Consider the following 15,552-nt stretch of genomic DNA (forward strand, 5'->3'; position numbering starts at 1 on the left):
GTTGCCCGGACGCCCGGCGGGGTGCTGGGGTGTGCCCATGCCTCATGGAGATCACGCCGCGCTGCTCGAGCTGCTGGACCGAGAGCTGCGCCGGGGAGCGCGGCCGGACGGCCCCGGCGCCCGCATCGAGCGGACCGGCCGCGTCGTGCGTCAGGTCGCCACCGGGCAGGGCTGCTGGAACGGTGTCGTGTGGTCCGCCCTCGACGAGGCCACGGTGGACGCGGTGATCGCGGAGCAGGTCGGCTACTACAGCGCGCTCGGCCTGGATTTCGAGTGGAAGTCGTATGGGTACGACGGGCCGGCCGATCTCGGACGGCGGTTGTGCGCCGCCGGGTTCACACCCGGCCCCGAGGAGACGCTGATGGCCGCCCGGATCGCGGACCTGGACCTCGACGCCGATCTGCCGCACGGCGTGCGTGTCGAGCCGGTCACCGACTCCGCCGGCGTCGATCTCGTGGCCGACGTCCATGCGAAGGCGTTCGGGGCGGACAGCTCCTGGCTGCGCGACCGACTCCTCGCCCGGCTCTCGGCCGCCCCGGACACCGTCGTCGCCGTCGTCGCCATGGCCGGTGACGAACCGGTGAGCGCGGCCCGCATGGAACTCCCGCCCGGGACCCGGTTCGCCGGCCTGTGGGGTGGCGGCACCGTGGCGGACTGGCGCGGTCGTGGCATCTACCGCGCCCTGGTCGCCCACCGGGCCCACGCCGCCGCGGCACGCGGCTACCGCTGCCTCCAGGTCGACGCCTCCAGCCGGAGCCGTCCCATCCTGGAGCGCCTCGGCTTCGCGTCACTGACCACGACGACGCCCTACGTGTACGCACCGTAGCGCCATGAGCCACCGGGCTCGGCAGAGGACGGGGGGCCATGGGATCCGCGCGGACCTCATGAAAGGCGACGTGCTGCTGGAACGTCCGCGTGGGCACCGCTTCGGCACCGTCCGGAAACCGCCCACGCCGACACCCACGGCAGGCCGCTGCCGTGGGTGTCGCTCACCGGCACCGCCAAGGCGGATCGTGAGCCGGGCCGGACCGCCTCAGCGGCGGGCCTTCGCGCGGTCCAGCGCGACGACGCCGAGCGCGGCGAGGCCGATCTGGATGAGCCATTCGACCCAGTCGACGCCCTTGGTGTCGGCCACACCGAACGCGGCGGCGAGTGCTGAACCGATCAGCGCGGCAATGATGCCGACGAGGATCGTCCACAGGACTCCGATCCGCTGACGGCCCGGGACGACGAGCCGGCCCAGGATGCCTATGACGACGCCGATCACGAGGGCACTGATGATGCCGTCGATCTCCATCTCCGCCCCTCCTCCTCAGGACTTCCGCTGTGATGCGGGTGCCCTGATGCGGCCGGGACACTCCAGGACCCGGGCCCGGCGGCCGCTCCACGCCCGGTACGCACTGAAAGGGCCGGTCCGGGGAGCGGACCGGCCTTCGGCTGCCTTCCGGCCGATATCCCTCTCAGCGGGTCTACGGCCTCGGGGTGGCTTTCGCCGCCGTGCCGGCGCACACCAGCCCCAGGATCACGGCCAGTGCACCGATGATGACGTTGTTCCACACGACACCGGCGTCCGGACTGTCCCCGACGATCCACGGCGCGATGATCATCCACACCCCGAGGGCGCACATGGCCCAGCTCAGGCCGTACATGCGTTCCGGGGCGCGAGTGAACCCGAGCGCCAGCAGGCCGATCGCGATCCCCATGATCAGGTTGTGGGTGGCGAGCGGCGGCTGGCTGGTCGTGTAGTGGACTATCCACGGGGAGGCGGCGCAGTACAGACCGAGCAGGAACACCGGTCCGTCCACGAGCGCCACTTCGCGACCACCGAGCATGCGGGCGTACCGAGCCCTCATTTCGGAGGCATCAGGGTGGCTGGCTATGTCCCCTCTGGTGGGCGAGACGTTGGCCATGAGTCGTCTCCTTCGTCTTGCAGGGCGACCGCGTCTGGTGGGGTATGCGGTATGCGCCAGGTAAGCCCATTCTGCTCTTATTTTTCCTTTATGTGTAGAGGTCGGGGTGGAGTCGGGCTCGGCGTACATGTCCGGGCGGATCGGGGGCAACCGGATGAGCACGACAGCAGCCGACGGACGCCGCCACTGCGGGGCGGCGCGGAACAGGGAGGGCAGCGACGTGTCAGCGGCCGTGAGCGCGAAGGTGTTGGAACGGTTCCCGGCGGGAGCCCCGCGCGGATCGTGGCCGGCGGAGGAGTACGCGGCGCGCCGCCGGGCGGAGGGCGAGCCGGCCACCGTCGTGATGGACCTGGAGTCGGACGCCTTCCTCGTGGTGGTTCCGTCGGACGGCGACTGAGTGCGGGGACCGCGGCACGCACCGCGGAAGTGATGGGCCGAAAAGGCCGCCGCACCTCGCGGTCCGTCAGCCGGACGCCAGCGCGCCGAGGTGCGCTCGGCGGGCATCGGCCGTCTGTCCCTGCACCAGCAGGAACATCCCCTCGCGGGCCAGCCGCTGGGCGCGGCTGTCCAGGGCCATGGAGCGGCCGCCGCCGGCCACGATCGCCGCGGTCGTGGCCGCGCGCATCACGTCGTACGCCCGGGTCTTCACCGCCAGACGTTCCGGGACGGTCTCGTGCGGGACGGGGTGGTCGGCCAGGGCATAGGCCTCCCGCCGGACCTGGTCGAGCCGGGCCCGCAGCGACCGGGCCGGCTCGTCGCCTTCCCGGGCTCGCGCCACCAAGTCCAGCGCCGCGGCCGCGACCCCGAACACGGCCGGACTGGTGTTGGCGGCCCTGGGCAGGTCCACCAAAGCGAACTCCTCCTGTGAGGCGCGCAGCACGACGGACTCCTGCGGCGCCCACAGGCCGTCCAGCTCCAGGGACACCGTGCGTGCGGCGCTGAGGGCAGCGAGCCGCATCGGCGCCGACGGGCGCATCCCCGGCTGCTCGCGGGCCCCCACGACGACGAACACCACCTCGGCCGTGTCCGTCACACCCGCCAGCAGCATCACGTCGTTCAGGCCCCACCCCGTGTACCAGGGCACCTTGCCCTCGAAGCGCCAGCCGCCCCGGTCCGCGGCGGCCCGCACGGGGACCCGGGGGAAGGCCCGCACGTGGGCGTAGGCGATGCCCGCCAGCAACTCGCCGGTCGCCAGCGGGCGCAGCAGCCGCGCCCGGACCGGCGAGTCGTACGTGGCGAGCAGCTTCACCGGTGTGTGGTGCTGTGTCTGCACGAACCAGGTGGAGCAGCACGCCCCCGCCAGGATCTCCGCACTCTCCCGCGCGACGGTGACGGGCGCGTCCGCCCCGCCGTACTCCTCCGGCGCGCTCACCCCGAGCAGGCCTGACCGCTTCACCGCGGCGATGTGGCTCGCCGGGACCTCCTGTTGGTCGACGCGCTCGGCGTTCGGGACCAGGAGTTCGCGCGCCAGCCGCTGTGCTCGGGTGACGAGGGGGTGGGGGGTGGAGGGCAGGGGCGGCGTGGAGGTCATGCGGGGAATTCTGGCGGCCAGGCGGCGCGGGGCGTCGATCCGGGGGGCGTGTCGTTCGCGCGGGAGCCCGAGGCGCTGTCCGGGGCGGCCGTCGCACGATGACTGGTCTACACCCTTGACTGGTACAGACCAAAACGCTTGAGTATGCCTCACACCCTCCACCACGGCCGCCCCACGCCGCGACCGGGCCACCGGTGCGTGCGGTCAAGGGCCTGCTCCGCCTTGCCCTCGTCAGGGTGCGGCCGTGCTCCGCGAAGGAGTTGATCCCGTGTCGAGACGCCGTGTCTCCGCAGTCCTTGCCACCCTCGTCCTCGCGGGCGCCGCGCCGGTGCTGCTGCCCGCCTCCACCGCCTCCGCAGCCGCCTGTTCCAGCTATCCGAACTGGGTGGCGGGAAAGTCGTACGCCGCCGGCGACATCGTCCGCTACACCGACGGCAAGGCTTACATCGCCGAGCACGCCAATCCGGGCTACGACCCGACCATCAGCACCTGGTACTGGGAGCCGTACGCCTGTGACAGCGGCCCGGGCACGCCCGACGCGCGCTTCGTCGTGTCGGAGGCGCAGTTCAATCAGATGTTCCCGAACCGGAATCCGTTCTACACCTACCGCGGCCTCACCGCGGCCCTGAGCGCCTACCCCGCCTTCGCCAACACCGGCAGCGACACGGTGAGGAAGCAGGAGGCGGCCGCCTTCCTCGCCAACGTCAGCCACGAGACCGGCGGGCTGGTGCACGTGGTGGAGCAGAACACCGCCAACTACCCGCACTACTGCGACTGGAACCGCCCCTACGGCTGTCCGGCCGGCCAGGCCGCCTACTACGGGCGCGGCCCGATCCAGCTCAGCTGGAACTTCAACTACAAGGCCGCGGGCGACGCGCTCGGCATCGATCTGCTGAACAACCCCTGGCTGGTGCAGAACGACGCGGCCGTGGCCTGGAAGACGGCCCTGTGGTACTGGAACACCCAGACCGGCCCCGGCACCATGACCCCGCACAACGCCATGGTCAACGGCGCAGGTTTCGGCCAGACCATCCGCAGCATCAACGGCTCGCTGGAGTGCGACGGCAAGAACCCGGCGCAGGTGCAGAGCCGTGTCACCAACTACCAGCGGTTCACGCAGATCCTGGGGACGGCACCCGGCGGCAACCTCTACTGCTGACGCCCGGCGCGTGGTGTCATGCCGGGTGTCATGCACCTGACCGATCGTCGGATGAAGGGCACCTCCCATGCGCACCCCCCAGGCCCTGCTCGCCACGACCGCAGCGCTGGCCGCCGCGGTCGTGGCACCCCGGACCTCTGCCGCCGCCGTTCCGGCACCGGGCACGTACTACGTCCAGAGCGCGACGACCGGACTCAACGCGGCCGGCACCGGCGGCGCGGTCGAGCAGCACAGACCCCGCGGCGACGAGGACCGTCAGCAGTGGCGGTTGAAGGCCGGCGGATCCTCGTACCTGCTGGAGAACACCGACGCGCCCGGCACCTGCCTCGGCCGCGCGGGCGACCTGGCCGCCACCGTCGCCTGCACGAGCGGCGACGCCGCCTGGGAGATCTCGGCGACCGGCGCCGACCGCTACCGGCTCACGGTCCCGGGGACCGCGCGTCACCTCACGGTGGCCCCCAAGCCGGCCGGGTCCACCTACCCCGCACGCCTCACCCTGGGCGGCCCGGACGACCTCGCCACCTGGTACCTCACGCCTGTCGACCCGGCCACCGCCCCCATGCCGCCGCAGGACCGCCGCACCCTGGACCAGGTCACCTTCCTCACCACGCACAACGCGTACGCCAACGGCGTCGACGGCGGCTTCGCCCCGCCCTTCGTCAACCTCGTCCCCAACCAGACCCGCGGCATCGAACGCCAACTCGCCGACGGAGTACGAGGGTTCATGCTGGACATCCACCAGACCCGGGACGGCGCGATCCTCTGCCACAACAGCTGCGCCCTCGTCAGCAGGCCGGTCGCCCTCTCGGCCGACCTCCAGCGCATGGTCGACTTCCTGAAGGCCCACCCCGAAGCGTTCGTCACCGTCTTCCTGGAGGACTACGTCGACCCGGGCGTCCTGCGCGACGAACTCGCCCGCGTCGACGGGCTGTCGGACGTGCTGTACCGGCCCGACCTCACGGGCGTCCGGCAGAACGGCTGGCCCACCATGGCCGGCCTGATCGCCGGCAACGACCGGCTGCTGATCTTCACCGACCGCAGCCGTGTCGCCGACCAGGCCGCGGGTCTGACCCGGGACAGCTTCGGCGTCATGTACCAGTCGGAGTGGACCGTCGAGAACCACTGGTCCATGGGCCCGGGCGTCGGTTCATCCGACTGGTCCTGCTACAGCCGCTGGTACGACGCGAACACCAACATTCCGCTGACCCGTACCGAGCCCGGTTTCCGCCCCCTGTTCGTCATGAACCACTTCCGCGACGTCCCGGTCACCGGCACCGCCGGCACGGACAACACCAAACTCGCCGACCGTGCCCGGCGGTTCTGCCAGCCGGCCGCCCGCAAGAAGCCCACCTTCCTCGCCGTCGACCACTACGACCGCGGCAACCCGGGCTCCGCCGTCGCCGCCCTCAACTCGTACACGTATCCGTGAACCGGCCGCACCGGTCCGCGGCCTGTGTGAAACTCCACCGATGAGCTCAACCACGATCACCGCGGACGCCGCCGGCACCTGGACCCTGGGCGACCTGCCCGTCCACCGCCTCGGCTTCGGCGCGATGCGGCTGGCGGGCAGCGCCGCCTTCCACCACGGCACCCCGAGCGACCGGGACCGGTCGATCGCCGTCCTGCGCGGGGCGGCCGGCCTCGGTGTGAACCACATCGACACGGCCGCCTTCTACTTCTCGTCACTGCGCTCCGCCAACGAACTCATCAACAGCGCCCTCGCGCCCTACCCCGACGACCTCGTCATCGTCACCAAGGTGGGCCCCCACCGGACCTACGACGGTAAGTGGGGCACCTCGGCGCGTCCCGACGAACTGCGCGGGCACGTCGAGGAGAATCTGCGCCAGCTCGGCCGCGACCACCTCGACGTGGTGAACCTGCGCCGGATGCCGAAGTGCGACTCGATCGCCGAGCATTTCGGCGCCCTCGCGGAACTGCGTGCGGCTGGTCTGATCCGGCACCTGGGCATCTCCAACGTCGAGTCCCGGCACCTCGCCGAGGCGCAGGCCATCGCGCCGGTGGTATGTGTGCAGAATCGATATGCCATCGACCGCCCCGACCCCGCCGCCGACGAACTGCTGCGGATCTGCGGGGAACAGGGCATCGCCTTCGTGCCGTTCTACGCCGTCGCCGGCGAGAGCGGGGAGCTCGGCGCCACCACGGCCCACGACGAGGACGTACGAGCCGTGGCCCGCGCCCACGGTGCGAGCCCCGCGCAGATCCGCATCGCCTGGACCCTGCACCAGGGCCCGCACGTCCTCGTCATCCCGGGCACCGGCAACCCCGAGCACCTCGCGCAGAACGTGGCAGCGGGTGCCATCCGCCTCACCGACCAGGAGCTGGACAGGTTGGGCGCGTCGCGGCGCAGCGCGGAAAGGTGAGGCGCTCCGGACGCCGGCAGGGATTCGGGCGGCGACCGCCGCGGTCGTACGGCTCGCCGTCGCACGTCCACTGCCTCACCGGTCATGCCCGTCGTGTTCAGATCACCCAGGCCCCGTCCCGCATGAGGTGCCGCCGGGGCAGTTCGTGCACCTCGCACCACGCCTGCACCGCGTGTGGGCGCACCCGGAAGAACGCGTACGAGGCGTCGTCCTCGCGTGGATCCCAGCCGGTCTTCGCACGGAACGCCTCGGCCGCGGCGCGTGGCACCTCGGGGGCCGCGAAGGTCTCCACCTCGCCGTCGATGAGCACGACGTCGCGCGTGTCGCCGAAGGCCAGCCGGGTCCGCCGGCCGTTCCGCAGGTTGCGGCCCGTGGGATTGTTCGGCCGGGTGCACAGCCACACGGCCTCTTCGTGCCATACGAACCACAGCGGTACCAGACAGGGCACTCCTGCGCCGTCCGCGGTGGCGGCCCAGATGTCGATCTCCCGCTCCAGGCGGTCCAGCAGGTCCGCCTTGCGCTGCTCGGGAGGGCGAGGGGGTTCGGTGATCTTCATGTGCGGGACGTTAGCGGGGGCACTGGCATCGCACCTCGGGCCATGGGCGTAGGCCGGAGACCTACGTCCTCGGTCCTTCCAGGTACTGCGCCGCCCCCCTCTCCGAGGGACCAGTCGGCCGACTCGTTCTCCGTCAGCACGACGAACACGTTCCGCGGCTCGGTGCCCGCGTAGGCGTGCGCGAGCTCGGCGATCCTCCGGTACAGCGCCCGCTTCCGCGCGGGCCCGCGGCCGCTGCGCAGCGTGATCGCGACGTAGGCGATGCCGTCGTCGCGACGGACGCCGAGGTAGTCGTCGTAGCGCAGGGTGCCGCTGGTGCCGTCGTGATCCACCAGGACCTGGAACCGGTCGTCGGGCGGGATGCCGATCGTCTCCGCCAGGGCGTCCTGGACGGCGCGGCCGGGTGCGGCGAGGCGCTCGGGGCCTGCGCGGAGCGTGTCTATGCGGACGAACGGCATGCGGCCTCCGTAGGGTCGACGATCATGAGTGTACATACTAGTAGTTACAGAATTGCCGGGCCTAGTTGGCGTGTGGGGGGTTTTACGTATAACCTCTCCCGTCAACCACCCGCTCCGAGAGGTCGCGATGAGACGAATCGCCCTGGTCGCCCTCGTCGTCGACGACTACGACGAGGCGATCCGCTTCTACACCGAAGCCCTGGGGTTCCGGCTTGTCGAGGACGCGCCGAGGCCCGACGGGTCCCGCTGGGTCGTCGTCGAGCCCGGGCCCGCGGGCATGGGGCCCGGGCTGTTGCTCGCCCGTGCCAAGGGGGAGGCGCAGGCCGCCCGGATCGGGGACCAGACCGGCGGACGCGTCCGGTTCTTCCTGCACACCGACGACTTCGCCCGCGATCACGACCGTATGGCCGCGGCGGGCGTGACGTTCCTGGAGGAGCCGCGCCACGAGCCGTACGGAACCGTCGCCGTCTTCCGGGATCTGTACGGCAACCGCTGGGACCTGCTCCAGCCCGCCGTCTGACCCCTCTCTCTCCGCTTCAACCACCCGCCCGAGGAAAGACCCGCCATGACCGCTACGCGCGTAGAAACCGAAGTGATCCGCCGCCTCCCCAAGGCCGTGCTGCACGACCACCTCGACGGCGGCCTGCGCCCCGCCACCGTGGTGGAGCTCGCCGACGCGATCGGCCACACCCTGCCCACCACCGACCCCGACGAGCTCGCCGCCTGGTACTACGAGGCCGCCAACTCCGGTGATCTGGTGCGTTACATAGCCACCTTCGAGCACACCCTCGCCGTCATGCAGACCCGCGAGGGCCTGCTGCGCACCGCCGAGGAGTACGTCCTCGACCTCGCGGCCGACGGGGTCGTCTACGGCGAGGTGCGCTACGCCCCCGAGCTGAACACCAACGGCGGGCTCACCCTCGCCGAGGTCGTCGAGACCGTGCAGGAGGGCCTCGCCGCCGGCATGGCGAAGGCCGCGGCCGCCGGCACTCCGGTGCGCGTGGGAACCCTGCTGTGCGGCATGCGGATGTTCGACCGGGTCCGCGAGGCCGCCGACCTGGCCGTCGCCTTCCGGGACGCCGGTGTCGTCGGCTTCGACATCGCCGGGGCCGAGGCCGGCTTCCCCGCCGCGGACCACCTCGAGGCCTTCGAGTACCTGCGCCGCGAGAGCGTGCCGTTCACCATCCACGCCGGCGAGGCCGACGGCCTGTCCAGCATCCACCAGGCCCTCCAGATCTGCGGCGCCCAGCGCATCGGCCACGGCGTGCGCATCACCGACGACATCCCCGACCTCGCGGCCGGCAAGCTCGGCCGCCTCGCCGGCTGGGTGCGCGACCGGCGCATCGCGCTGGAGATGTGCCCGACGTCCAACCTCCAGACCGGTGCCGCGGCCTCCATCGCCGAGCACCCGATCACCGCGCTGAAGGACCTGGGCTTCCGCGTCACGCTCAACACCGACAACCGGCTGGTGTCGGGCACCACGATGACCCGCGAGATGTCCCTGCTGGTCGAGCAGGCGGGCTGGACCGTCGAGGACCTGCGGACGGTGACGGTGAACGCCCTGAAGAGCGCGTTCCTCCCGTTCGACGAGCGGAACGCGCTCATCCGGGACGTGGTGCTGCCCGGCTACGAGGCCGCGCTCTGAAGCAGTCCCCTGAGGTAGGCGGCCTGTCCGATGTGCTGGAGATCGTCGGACAGGACGCTGACCAGTCGCACGCCCAGACTGACCGGCGGGTCCCAGCGCTCGTCGACGATGCGGTCCAGATCCCTGGCCGCCAGGCCGTGCAGGGCGTCGAGGGTCTGCGCGTGCACCGCGTCGTAGTAGCCGGTCAGCATGTCGCCGGAGTCGACCCGGACCTTGGCCACCTTGGCCGGACTGTGCCCGTAGCCGGTGTCGTGCCGGGGCAGGCCCAGCCCGAAGCGCTTTTCCCAGTCCTGGGACAGCCACACCTGGTCGAGGCCGAAGGCGTCGGCGACGTGGTCGTCCTGGACGCGGGTGAGATGCCAGACCAGCCAGGCGATGGAGTTGGTGTCGGGGGAGGGGCGGGCGCTCAGCTCGTCGGGCCCGAGTCCCCCGACGGTGGCGTGGACTTCTTCGCGGATGCGGTTGTAGCCGTCGATGAGGATGTCCTTGGCATGCATGGCTCCACCATCGCGCATCACCGCGTCCCGTGCGTCCCGGCCTGCCCGCCGGTGGTCTCCAGCAGCGCCATCAGCGCCCGGGCCGCCGGGCTGGTGGCCTGCCGGGGCGGCAGCAGCGCCACCGTTTCGTAGACGGCCTCACCGGTCCCCTTCACGGGCAGTGCGGCCAGCCAGGCGCGCTTGTGCGCGAAGTGCCGCGGCACGACGGCGATGCCGAGGTTCTCGCCGACCAGGTCGAGCAGTGTGTGCACGTCGTTCACCTCGAGGGCCACGGTCCGTCGCACCCCCGCCGCGGCGAACACCGTGTCGGTGGTGCGCCGCGGCCCCCAGTCCGGCTGGAAGTCCACGAACACCTCCCCGCCCAGTTCCTCCGGCGTGATGGCCGCACCGGCGGCGGCGAGCCGGTGGCTGGAGTGGCACAGCAAGGTCATCGGCTCACTGGTCAGCGGCACCGACCGCAACCGGTCGCTGTCCGCCTGGGTCCGCACGGCGAAGGCCAGGTCGAGCCGCCCGGCCGCGACGTCGTCCGCGAGCACGCCCGACCCCGCCTGCCGCAGACAGATCTCCACGTCCGGATGACGGTGCCGGAACGCGGCCAGCAGCCCCGCCACGTGCACCCCGGCGATGCACTGCTCGCTGCCCAGTGCGAGCCTGCCGCGCAGCACGCCCTGCACCGCCGCCACCGCCTCGTGGGCCGTCCGCACCTGCGCGAGGATGCGCTCCGCCTCGACGAGCAGCGCCCGGCCGGCCGGGGTGAGCGTCACCCGCCGGGTCGTGCGCACGAACAGCGGTGTCTGCAGTTCCCGCTCCAGCGCCCGGATCGAGGCCGACAGACCCGACTGGGACACCAGGAGACGCTCCGCCGCCCGTGTGAAGTGCTGGTCCTCGGCGACCGCGACGAAGTGCTGCAGGTGACGCAGTTCCATGACTGAGAAGCGTAGTCGCTGAATTCCATCGGATTCTTCTGTTGGACGCATGGGAGCAGGTCACGCCAGAGTGGACACCGGTTCTTTCCCGACTGCGCCAACCCTTCTGGAGTCGCGTTGTACACCGCAGATCCCGACCGCTACGCGGACATGCCCTACCGGCGCACCGGACGCAGCGGCCTTCGGCTCCCCGCGCTCTCACTCGGCCTGTGGCACAACTTCGGCCCGGACCGGCCCGTCGAGACACAGCGCGCCATCCTGCGCCGCGCCTTCGACCTCGGCGTCACCCACTTCGACCTCGCCAACAACTACGGCCCGCCGCCCGGCGCCGCCGAGTCCGCGCTGGGCGCGTTCCTGAAGTCGGACTTCGCGGCCTACCGCGACGAGCTGGTCATCTCCACCAAGGCCGGCTACCTGATGTGGCCCGGACCGTACGGCGAGTGGGGCTCGCGCAAGTACGTGCTGTCCTCGCTCGACCAGAGCCTGAAGCGGATGGGGCTCGACTACGTCGACATCTTCTACTCGCACCGCCCCGACCCGGACACCCCGCTGGAGGAGACCATGGGTGCCCTGCACTCGGCGGTGCAGCAGGGCAAGGCGCTCTACGTCGGTGTCTCCAACTACTCCGCCGAGCAGACCCGCGAGGCCGCCCGCATCCTGGGTGAGCTCGGCACCCCGCTCCTCATCCACCAGCCGCGCTACTCGATGCTGGACCGCCGCCCGGAGGACGAGGGCCTGCTGGACGCCCTCGACGAGCTCCAGGTGGGCTCCATCGTCTTCTCCCCGCTGGAGCAGGGCCTGCTCTCCGCCCGCTACCTGGACGGCATCCCCGAGGATTCCCGGGCCGCGAGCGACAGCCCGTTCCTGAACTCCGACGCGGTCACGGAGGAGCTGGTGGGCCGGCTGCGCGACCTGAACGACGTCGCCAAGTCGCGCGGCCAGACCCTGGCCCAGATGGCGCTGGCCTGGGTGCTGCGCGGCGGCCGGGTGACGTCCGCGCTGGTCGGCGCGAGCAGTGCGCGGCAGCTGGAGGACAGTGTCGGCGCGATCGGCAACCTGGACTTCGACACCGACGAACTGGCCAGGATCGACGCCATCGTCAGGCCGTGACCCGCTCCTCCAGGCGCACGGTCACCGTGTCGCCCTCCTGCTTGCCGATGGCCTTGCGGACCTCGGCCTTCACGGGCAGCTTGTGCGTGCCGTCGCCCAGGGCCATGAACGAGCTGCGGAAAGGATGCCCGTCGATCGTCCCGCGGACCTTGACCAGGCCGCGGGTGCCGAAGAACTCGACGGACCGGGGCCAGACCAGGTAGGTCCAGCCGCCTTCGGCGGGGCTCTTGCGCAGGACGGCGGTGAATTCCGCGTCCAGTCGTCCGGTCGTGGCCATGGTGTTCCTCCGGCGTCCGGTGGTCTCCCGTATTCCGGACCGCCGGACTCCGGAGAATTCATCGCCGGCCGCACACCCCGGCGGGCCGGCCGTGGTGCCACCGGAGGTACGTGCACCGGTTTCGGCCAATTCGGGGTGTGAATATGCCAGGAGACTGGCCGGAAAGTCGTGGTGACAGTGGTTCAGTAGTGAACATACTGACCTCCGAGAGCGCTTCACATCGAGCGACGGCGCCCTTACGCACAGCACGTGAGCCGCGGCAGGACGCAGCCGGGCCGGCAGACGGGCGGGCAACGGGGGAGGGTCACGTGCACGACGAGTTTCTGTGCCACGTCACGGCGTACGGAGTCTGCGGCGGCCGCCGCATCGGAGTGCCCCTCGGCACCTACCGGGCTCCCACCCTCGCCCTCGCCCTGTGGTGGCTGCGCGATCGCGCCTCCTGGATCGCCCAGCGCCTCGACCCCCGGCCCGAGGCCGAGCACTTACCGCCGGGCGCGCTCGTGCCGGTCCCCGAGACCGTGACGGACGTGCCCACGCTGCTGCGCGCCTGGTGCGCCGATCCCGCCCAGCAGGAGCGGGTCGCCGAGGAGTTGGCGGCCGGGCGGCTGGTGCGGATCGCCACCAGCGACGACACCACCGAGTACGAACTGCTCGCCGAGTCCGTCGACGCCCTGCGGATGCAGCGGACGGCTCCCGTTCTGGGCGTGCCCGTGGCCTGAGCCGTTCACCGAGTCAGAAATAGGCCATATCGGTAGAATCCTGGTCATGGCGCAGTCGTCGGTGACACCAGAACTCGTCCTGGAGACCGAGACGGGCTCCACGGTGATGATGCCGGGCCACGACTACCACGTAGGGCGCGACCCGTTGAGCGACATCGTCATCGACGACGACCGGGTCTCATGGCACCACGCCGTGCTGCGGCCGGACGACGGGCACTGGACCATCGAGGACCGGAACAGCACCAACGGCACGTACGCCGACGGCCGGCGCATCCGTGAATCGGATGTCGGACCCGGCAGCGTCATCCGCTTCGGGGATCCGGCCGACGGGCCGCGCGTCATCGTGCTGGGCCGTCCCGCACCGGCCCCGGAACGCCCCTCCGTCGTCTCCATGCCGGCCTCGACCGGAACCTACCGGCAGCCGACGACCGTACGCCCGCTGCCCACCCGGACCGTCCGCATCGGCCGCGCGACGGACAACGACCTGGTCATCGACGACCTGGTGGTCTCCAGGCGGCACGCCGAACTGCGCGCCCTGCCCGACGGGACGTACGAGATCACCGACCTGGGCAGCCACAACGGCACGTACCTCAACGGCAGCCCCGTCACCAGCGCACCGGTCGGCCAGGGTGACATCGTCGGCATCGGCCACTCGGCGTTCTGCCTGGTCGGCGAAGAACTCCAGGAGTACGTCGACACCGGCGAGGTCTCGCTCGACGTGCAGGACCTCGTGGTCACCGTCGACCGCGGCCGCAAGACGCTGCTCGACCACGTGTCCTTCCCGGTGGAGGAGAAGTGCCTGCTCGCCGTCGTCGGACCGAGCGGCGCCGGCAAGTCCACGCTCCTCAACGCCCTCACCGGCCAGCGGCCCGCCGGCCACGGCACCGTCCTCTACGACGGCCGCGACCTCTACCACGACTACGCGGAGCTGCGCCAGCGCATCGGCCTGGTGCCGCAGGACGACATCCTGCACGCCCAGCTGACCGTCCGCAAAGCCCTCTCCTACGCCGCCGAGCTGCGCTTCCCGCAGGACACCGCCAAGGCCGAACGGCGCGCCCGGGTCGACGAGGTCATCCGGGAACTGGGCCTGGAACAGCGCGCCGACCAGCCCGTGCACAGCCTCTCCGGCGGCCAGCGCAAACGGGTCAGCGTGGCTCTGGAGCTGCTCACGAAGCCGTCGCTGCTGTTCCTCGACGAGCCGACCTCAGGACTCGACCCCGGCATGGACCGCTCGGTGATGCACATGCTGCGCGGTCTCGCCGACGACGGCCGTACCGTCATCGTCGTCACCCACAGCGTGCTCAGCCTCGACGTCTGCGACCGGCTCCTGGTGCTCGCGCCCGGTGGCAGGACCGCCTACTACGGGCCGCCCGAGGACGCCCTGCCCTACTTCGGCTTCGAACAGTGGCCGGAGGCCTTCGAGGCCTTCGACCGGGACACCGACCGGGACTGGGCGGGGGAGTACCTCGGATCGCCCTTCCACGCCCGGTACGTCGCCGACGCCACCGCCCAGCCCCGGCAGCCCCGGTCCGGGCCCGTCGTCATCACCGCGCCGCCCCGGCCGCGCAGCCGGTCCGCCCAGCTGAACACGCTGGTGCGCCGGTACGCCTCCGCGCTCAGCGCCGACCGCACGTTCCTGATCATCATGATCGCCCTGCCCTTCGTGATGGGTGTGATGGCGCGGGCCCTGTCGGGCGGCGAACTCACCGCCGACACGGCGATGAACACGCTGCTCATCCTGTGCGTCGGCGCGGTGCTCACCGGCGCCGCCAACGCCGTGCGCGAGCTCGTCAAGGAACGTGTGATCTACCAGCGGGAGCGGACGGTGGGCCTGTCCAGATCGGCGTACCTGATGTCGAAGGTCGTGGTGCTGGGCGTCATCACCGTGCTGCAGGCGGTGGTGCTGACCCTGGTCGCCCTGCTCGGCGTGGACCTCGGCGCGCCCGGCGGCGAGGGTGTGCTGATGCCGCCCCTGGTGGAAATCGCGATCGCGGTCGCCCTGCTGGCGTTCACGGCGATGATGCTCGGGCTGCTCATCTCGGCGCTGGTGCGCAAGGAAGAGGTGACGATGCCTCTGCTGGTGCTCGTCGCCATCGTCCAGGTCGTCTTCTGCGGCGCCCTGCTGAAACTGGACGGCGTACCCGGGCTGGAGCAGCTCGGCTGGCTGGTGCCGGCGCGCTGGGCGCTGGCCGCGATGGCCGGAACCGTCGACCTGGCCCGGATCGTGCCCGACGACCTGACGAAGGACCCGCTCTTCGAGCACTCGGCGGGCACGTGGCTGCTCGACGTCGGGATGCTGGTCGTGTTGTCGGTGCTCTTCGGGTTCCTCGTGTCCCGGCTGCTGCGCCGGCACGAACCGGCCGTGATGCGGAAGTAGGGGGCG

General features: G+C 71.3%; 18 protein-coding genes. 10 read left to right on the top strand and 8 right to left on the bottom strand.

Translation table 11 applies throughout. The features are described 5' to 3' along the window. The first annotated feature begins 37 nt into the window (after positions 1-37). Complete coding sequence (locus tag IE212_RS23045; RefSeq protein ID WP_190199811.1) at positions 38-826, top strand: GNAT family N-acetyltransferase; 789 nt, start codon at positions 38-40, stop codon at positions 824-826. 207 nt (positions 827-1,033) lie between these two features. On the opposite strand, the gene IE212_RS23050 is transcribed toward IE212_RS23045, so the two are convergent. Both IE212_RS23050 and IE212_RS23055 read right to left on the bottom strand, forming a co-directional pair. Then, on the bottom strand, positions 1,034-1,297 hold the full coding sequence (locus IE212_RS23050) for a GlsB/YeaQ/YmgE family stress response membrane protein (protein ID WP_190199812.1): 264 nt from the start codon (positions 1,295-1,297) through the stop codon (positions 1,034-1,036). A gap of 172 nt (positions 1,298-1,469) precedes the next feature. Beyond that, positions 1,470-1,910, bottom strand: coding sequence for an SPW repeat protein (locus tag IE212_RS23055; protein WP_190199813.1), 441 nt, complete (start codon positions 1,908-1,910; stop codon positions 1,470-1,472). Between the two features lie 232 nt (positions 1,911-2,142). Here IE212_RS23055 and IE212_RS23060 point away from each other — a divergent pair, with 232 nt between their 5' ends. Next, positions 2,143-2,307 (top strand): DUF8839 family protein, encoded by a 165-nt coding sequence (locus tag IE212_RS23060; protein WP_506005133.1) that lies wholly within the window; start codon positions 2,143-2,145, stop codon positions 2,305-2,307. Positions 2,308-2,373: 66 nt separating this feature from the next. Here the strand turns inward: IE212_RS23060 and IE212_RS23065 are convergent, their stop codons facing one another. Beyond that, a complete protein-coding gene (locus IE212_RS23065) occupies positions 2,374-3,423 on the bottom strand; it encodes an acyl-CoA dehydrogenase family protein (protein WP_190199900.1) in 1,050 nt (349 codons plus the stop codon). A 286-nt stretch (positions 3,424-3,709) separates the two neighbouring features. Here IE212_RS23065 and IE212_RS23070 point away from each other — a divergent pair, with 286 nt between their 5' ends. The 3 genes from IE212_RS23070 (at position 3,710) to IE212_RS23080 (ending at position 6,981) form a co-directional block, all read left to right on the top strand. Next, positions 3,710-4,600 (top strand): glycoside hydrolase family 19 protein, encoded by an 891-nt coding sequence (locus tag IE212_RS23070; protein WP_190199814.1) that lies wholly within the window; start codon positions 3,710-3,712, stop codon positions 4,598-4,600. 67 nt (positions 4,601-4,667) lie between these two features. Continuing rightward, positions 4,668-6,029: a phosphoinositide-specific phospholipase C-related protein gene (locus IE212_RS23075; protein WP_190199815.1), complete on the top strand. Its 1,362-nt coding sequence runs from the start codon at positions 4,668-4,670 to the stop codon at positions 6,027-6,029. A gap of 40 nt (positions 6,030-6,069) precedes the next feature. Next, complete coding sequence (locus tag IE212_RS23080) at positions 6,070-6,981, top strand: oxidoreductase (RefSeq protein WP_190199816.1); 912 nt, start codon at positions 6,070-6,072, stop codon at positions 6,979-6,981. A 97-nt stretch (positions 6,982-7,078) separates the two neighbouring features. Here the strand turns inward: IE212_RS23080 and IE212_RS23085 are convergent, their stop codons facing one another. Continuing rightward, positions 7,079-7,537 (bottom strand): pyridoxamine 5'-phosphate oxidase family protein, encoded by a 459-nt coding sequence (locus tag IE212_RS23085; RefSeq protein WP_190199817.1) that lies wholly within the window; start codon positions 7,535-7,537, stop codon positions 7,079-7,081. Next, positions 7,534-7,995 (bottom strand): tautomerase family protein, encoded by a 462-nt coding sequence (locus IE212_RS23090; RefSeq protein ID WP_190199818.1) that lies wholly within the window; start codon positions 7,993-7,995, stop codon positions 7,534-7,536. The genes IE212_RS23085 and IE212_RS23090 overlap by 4 nt, the downstream gene beginning before the upstream one ends. Positions 7,996-8,122: 127 nt before the next feature. Between IE212_RS23090 and IE212_RS23095 the strand changes: the two genes are divergently transcribed. After that, positions 8,123-8,515, top strand: a complete 393-nt coding sequence (locus tag IE212_RS23095) for a VOC family protein (protein ID WP_190199819.1) — start codon at positions 8,123-8,125, stop codon at positions 8,513-8,515. 45 nt (positions 8,516-8,560) lie between these two features. Next, complete coding sequence (locus IE212_RS23100; RefSeq protein ID WP_190199820.1) at positions 8,561-9,640, top strand: adenosine deaminase; 1,080 nt, start codon at positions 8,561-8,563, stop codon at positions 9,638-9,640. Here IE212_RS23100 and IE212_RS23105 read toward each other — a convergent pair. Beyond that, entirely contained in the window at positions 9,622-10,137 is a 516-nt protein-coding gene (locus IE212_RS23105; protein ID WP_190199821.1) for a mycothiol transferase, read from the bottom strand. The two genes, IE212_RS23100 and IE212_RS23105, sit on opposite strands and share 19 nt — an antisense overlap. 17 nt (positions 10,138-10,154) lie before the next feature. After that, the gene (locus IE212_RS23110; protein WP_190199822.1) at positions 10,155-11,063 is read right to left on the bottom strand and encodes a LysR family transcriptional regulator; all 909 of its coding nucleotides are present in this window, start codon (positions 11,061-11,063) and stop codon (positions 10,155-10,157) included. Between the two features lie 117 nt (positions 11,064-11,180). Here IE212_RS23110 and mgrA point away from each other — a divergent pair, with 117 nt between their 5' ends. Then, on the top strand, positions 11,181-12,173 hold the full coding sequence (gene mgrA, locus IE212_RS23115) for an L-glyceraldehyde 3-phosphate reductase (RefSeq protein WP_190199823.1): 993 nt from the start codon (positions 11,181-11,183) through the stop codon (positions 12,171-12,173). Here mgrA and IE212_RS23120 read toward each other — a convergent pair. Then, entirely contained in the window at positions 12,163-12,450 is a 288-nt protein-coding gene (locus IE212_RS23120; protein ID WP_190199824.1) for a DUF1905 domain-containing protein, read from the bottom strand. The two genes, mgrA and IE212_RS23120, sit on opposite strands and share 11 nt — an antisense overlap. 308 nt (positions 12,451-12,758) lie before the next feature. Between IE212_RS23120 and IE212_RS23125 the strand changes: the two genes are divergently transcribed. After that, positions 12,759-13,169 (top strand): hypothetical protein, encoded by a 411-nt coding sequence (locus IE212_RS23125; protein WP_190199825.1) that lies wholly within the window; start codon positions 12,759-12,761, stop codon positions 13,167-13,169. Positions 13,170-13,215: 46 nt separating this feature from the next. Then, positions 13,216-15,546 carry an FHA domain-containing protein gene (locus IE212_RS23130; RefSeq protein ID WP_190199826.1) on the top strand — a complete coding sequence of 777 codons (2,331 nt, stop codon included), beginning with the start codon at positions 13,216-13,218 and terminating at the stop codon, positions 15,544-15,546. Positions 15,547-15,552: the final 6 nt, after the last annotated feature.

The sequence above is a fragment of the Streptomyces djakartensis genome, assembly GCF_014651075.1.
In the GTDB taxonomy this organism is placed as follows: domain Bacteria; phylum Actinomycetota; class Actinomycetes; order Streptomycetales; family Streptomycetaceae; genus Streptomyces; species Streptomyces djakartensis.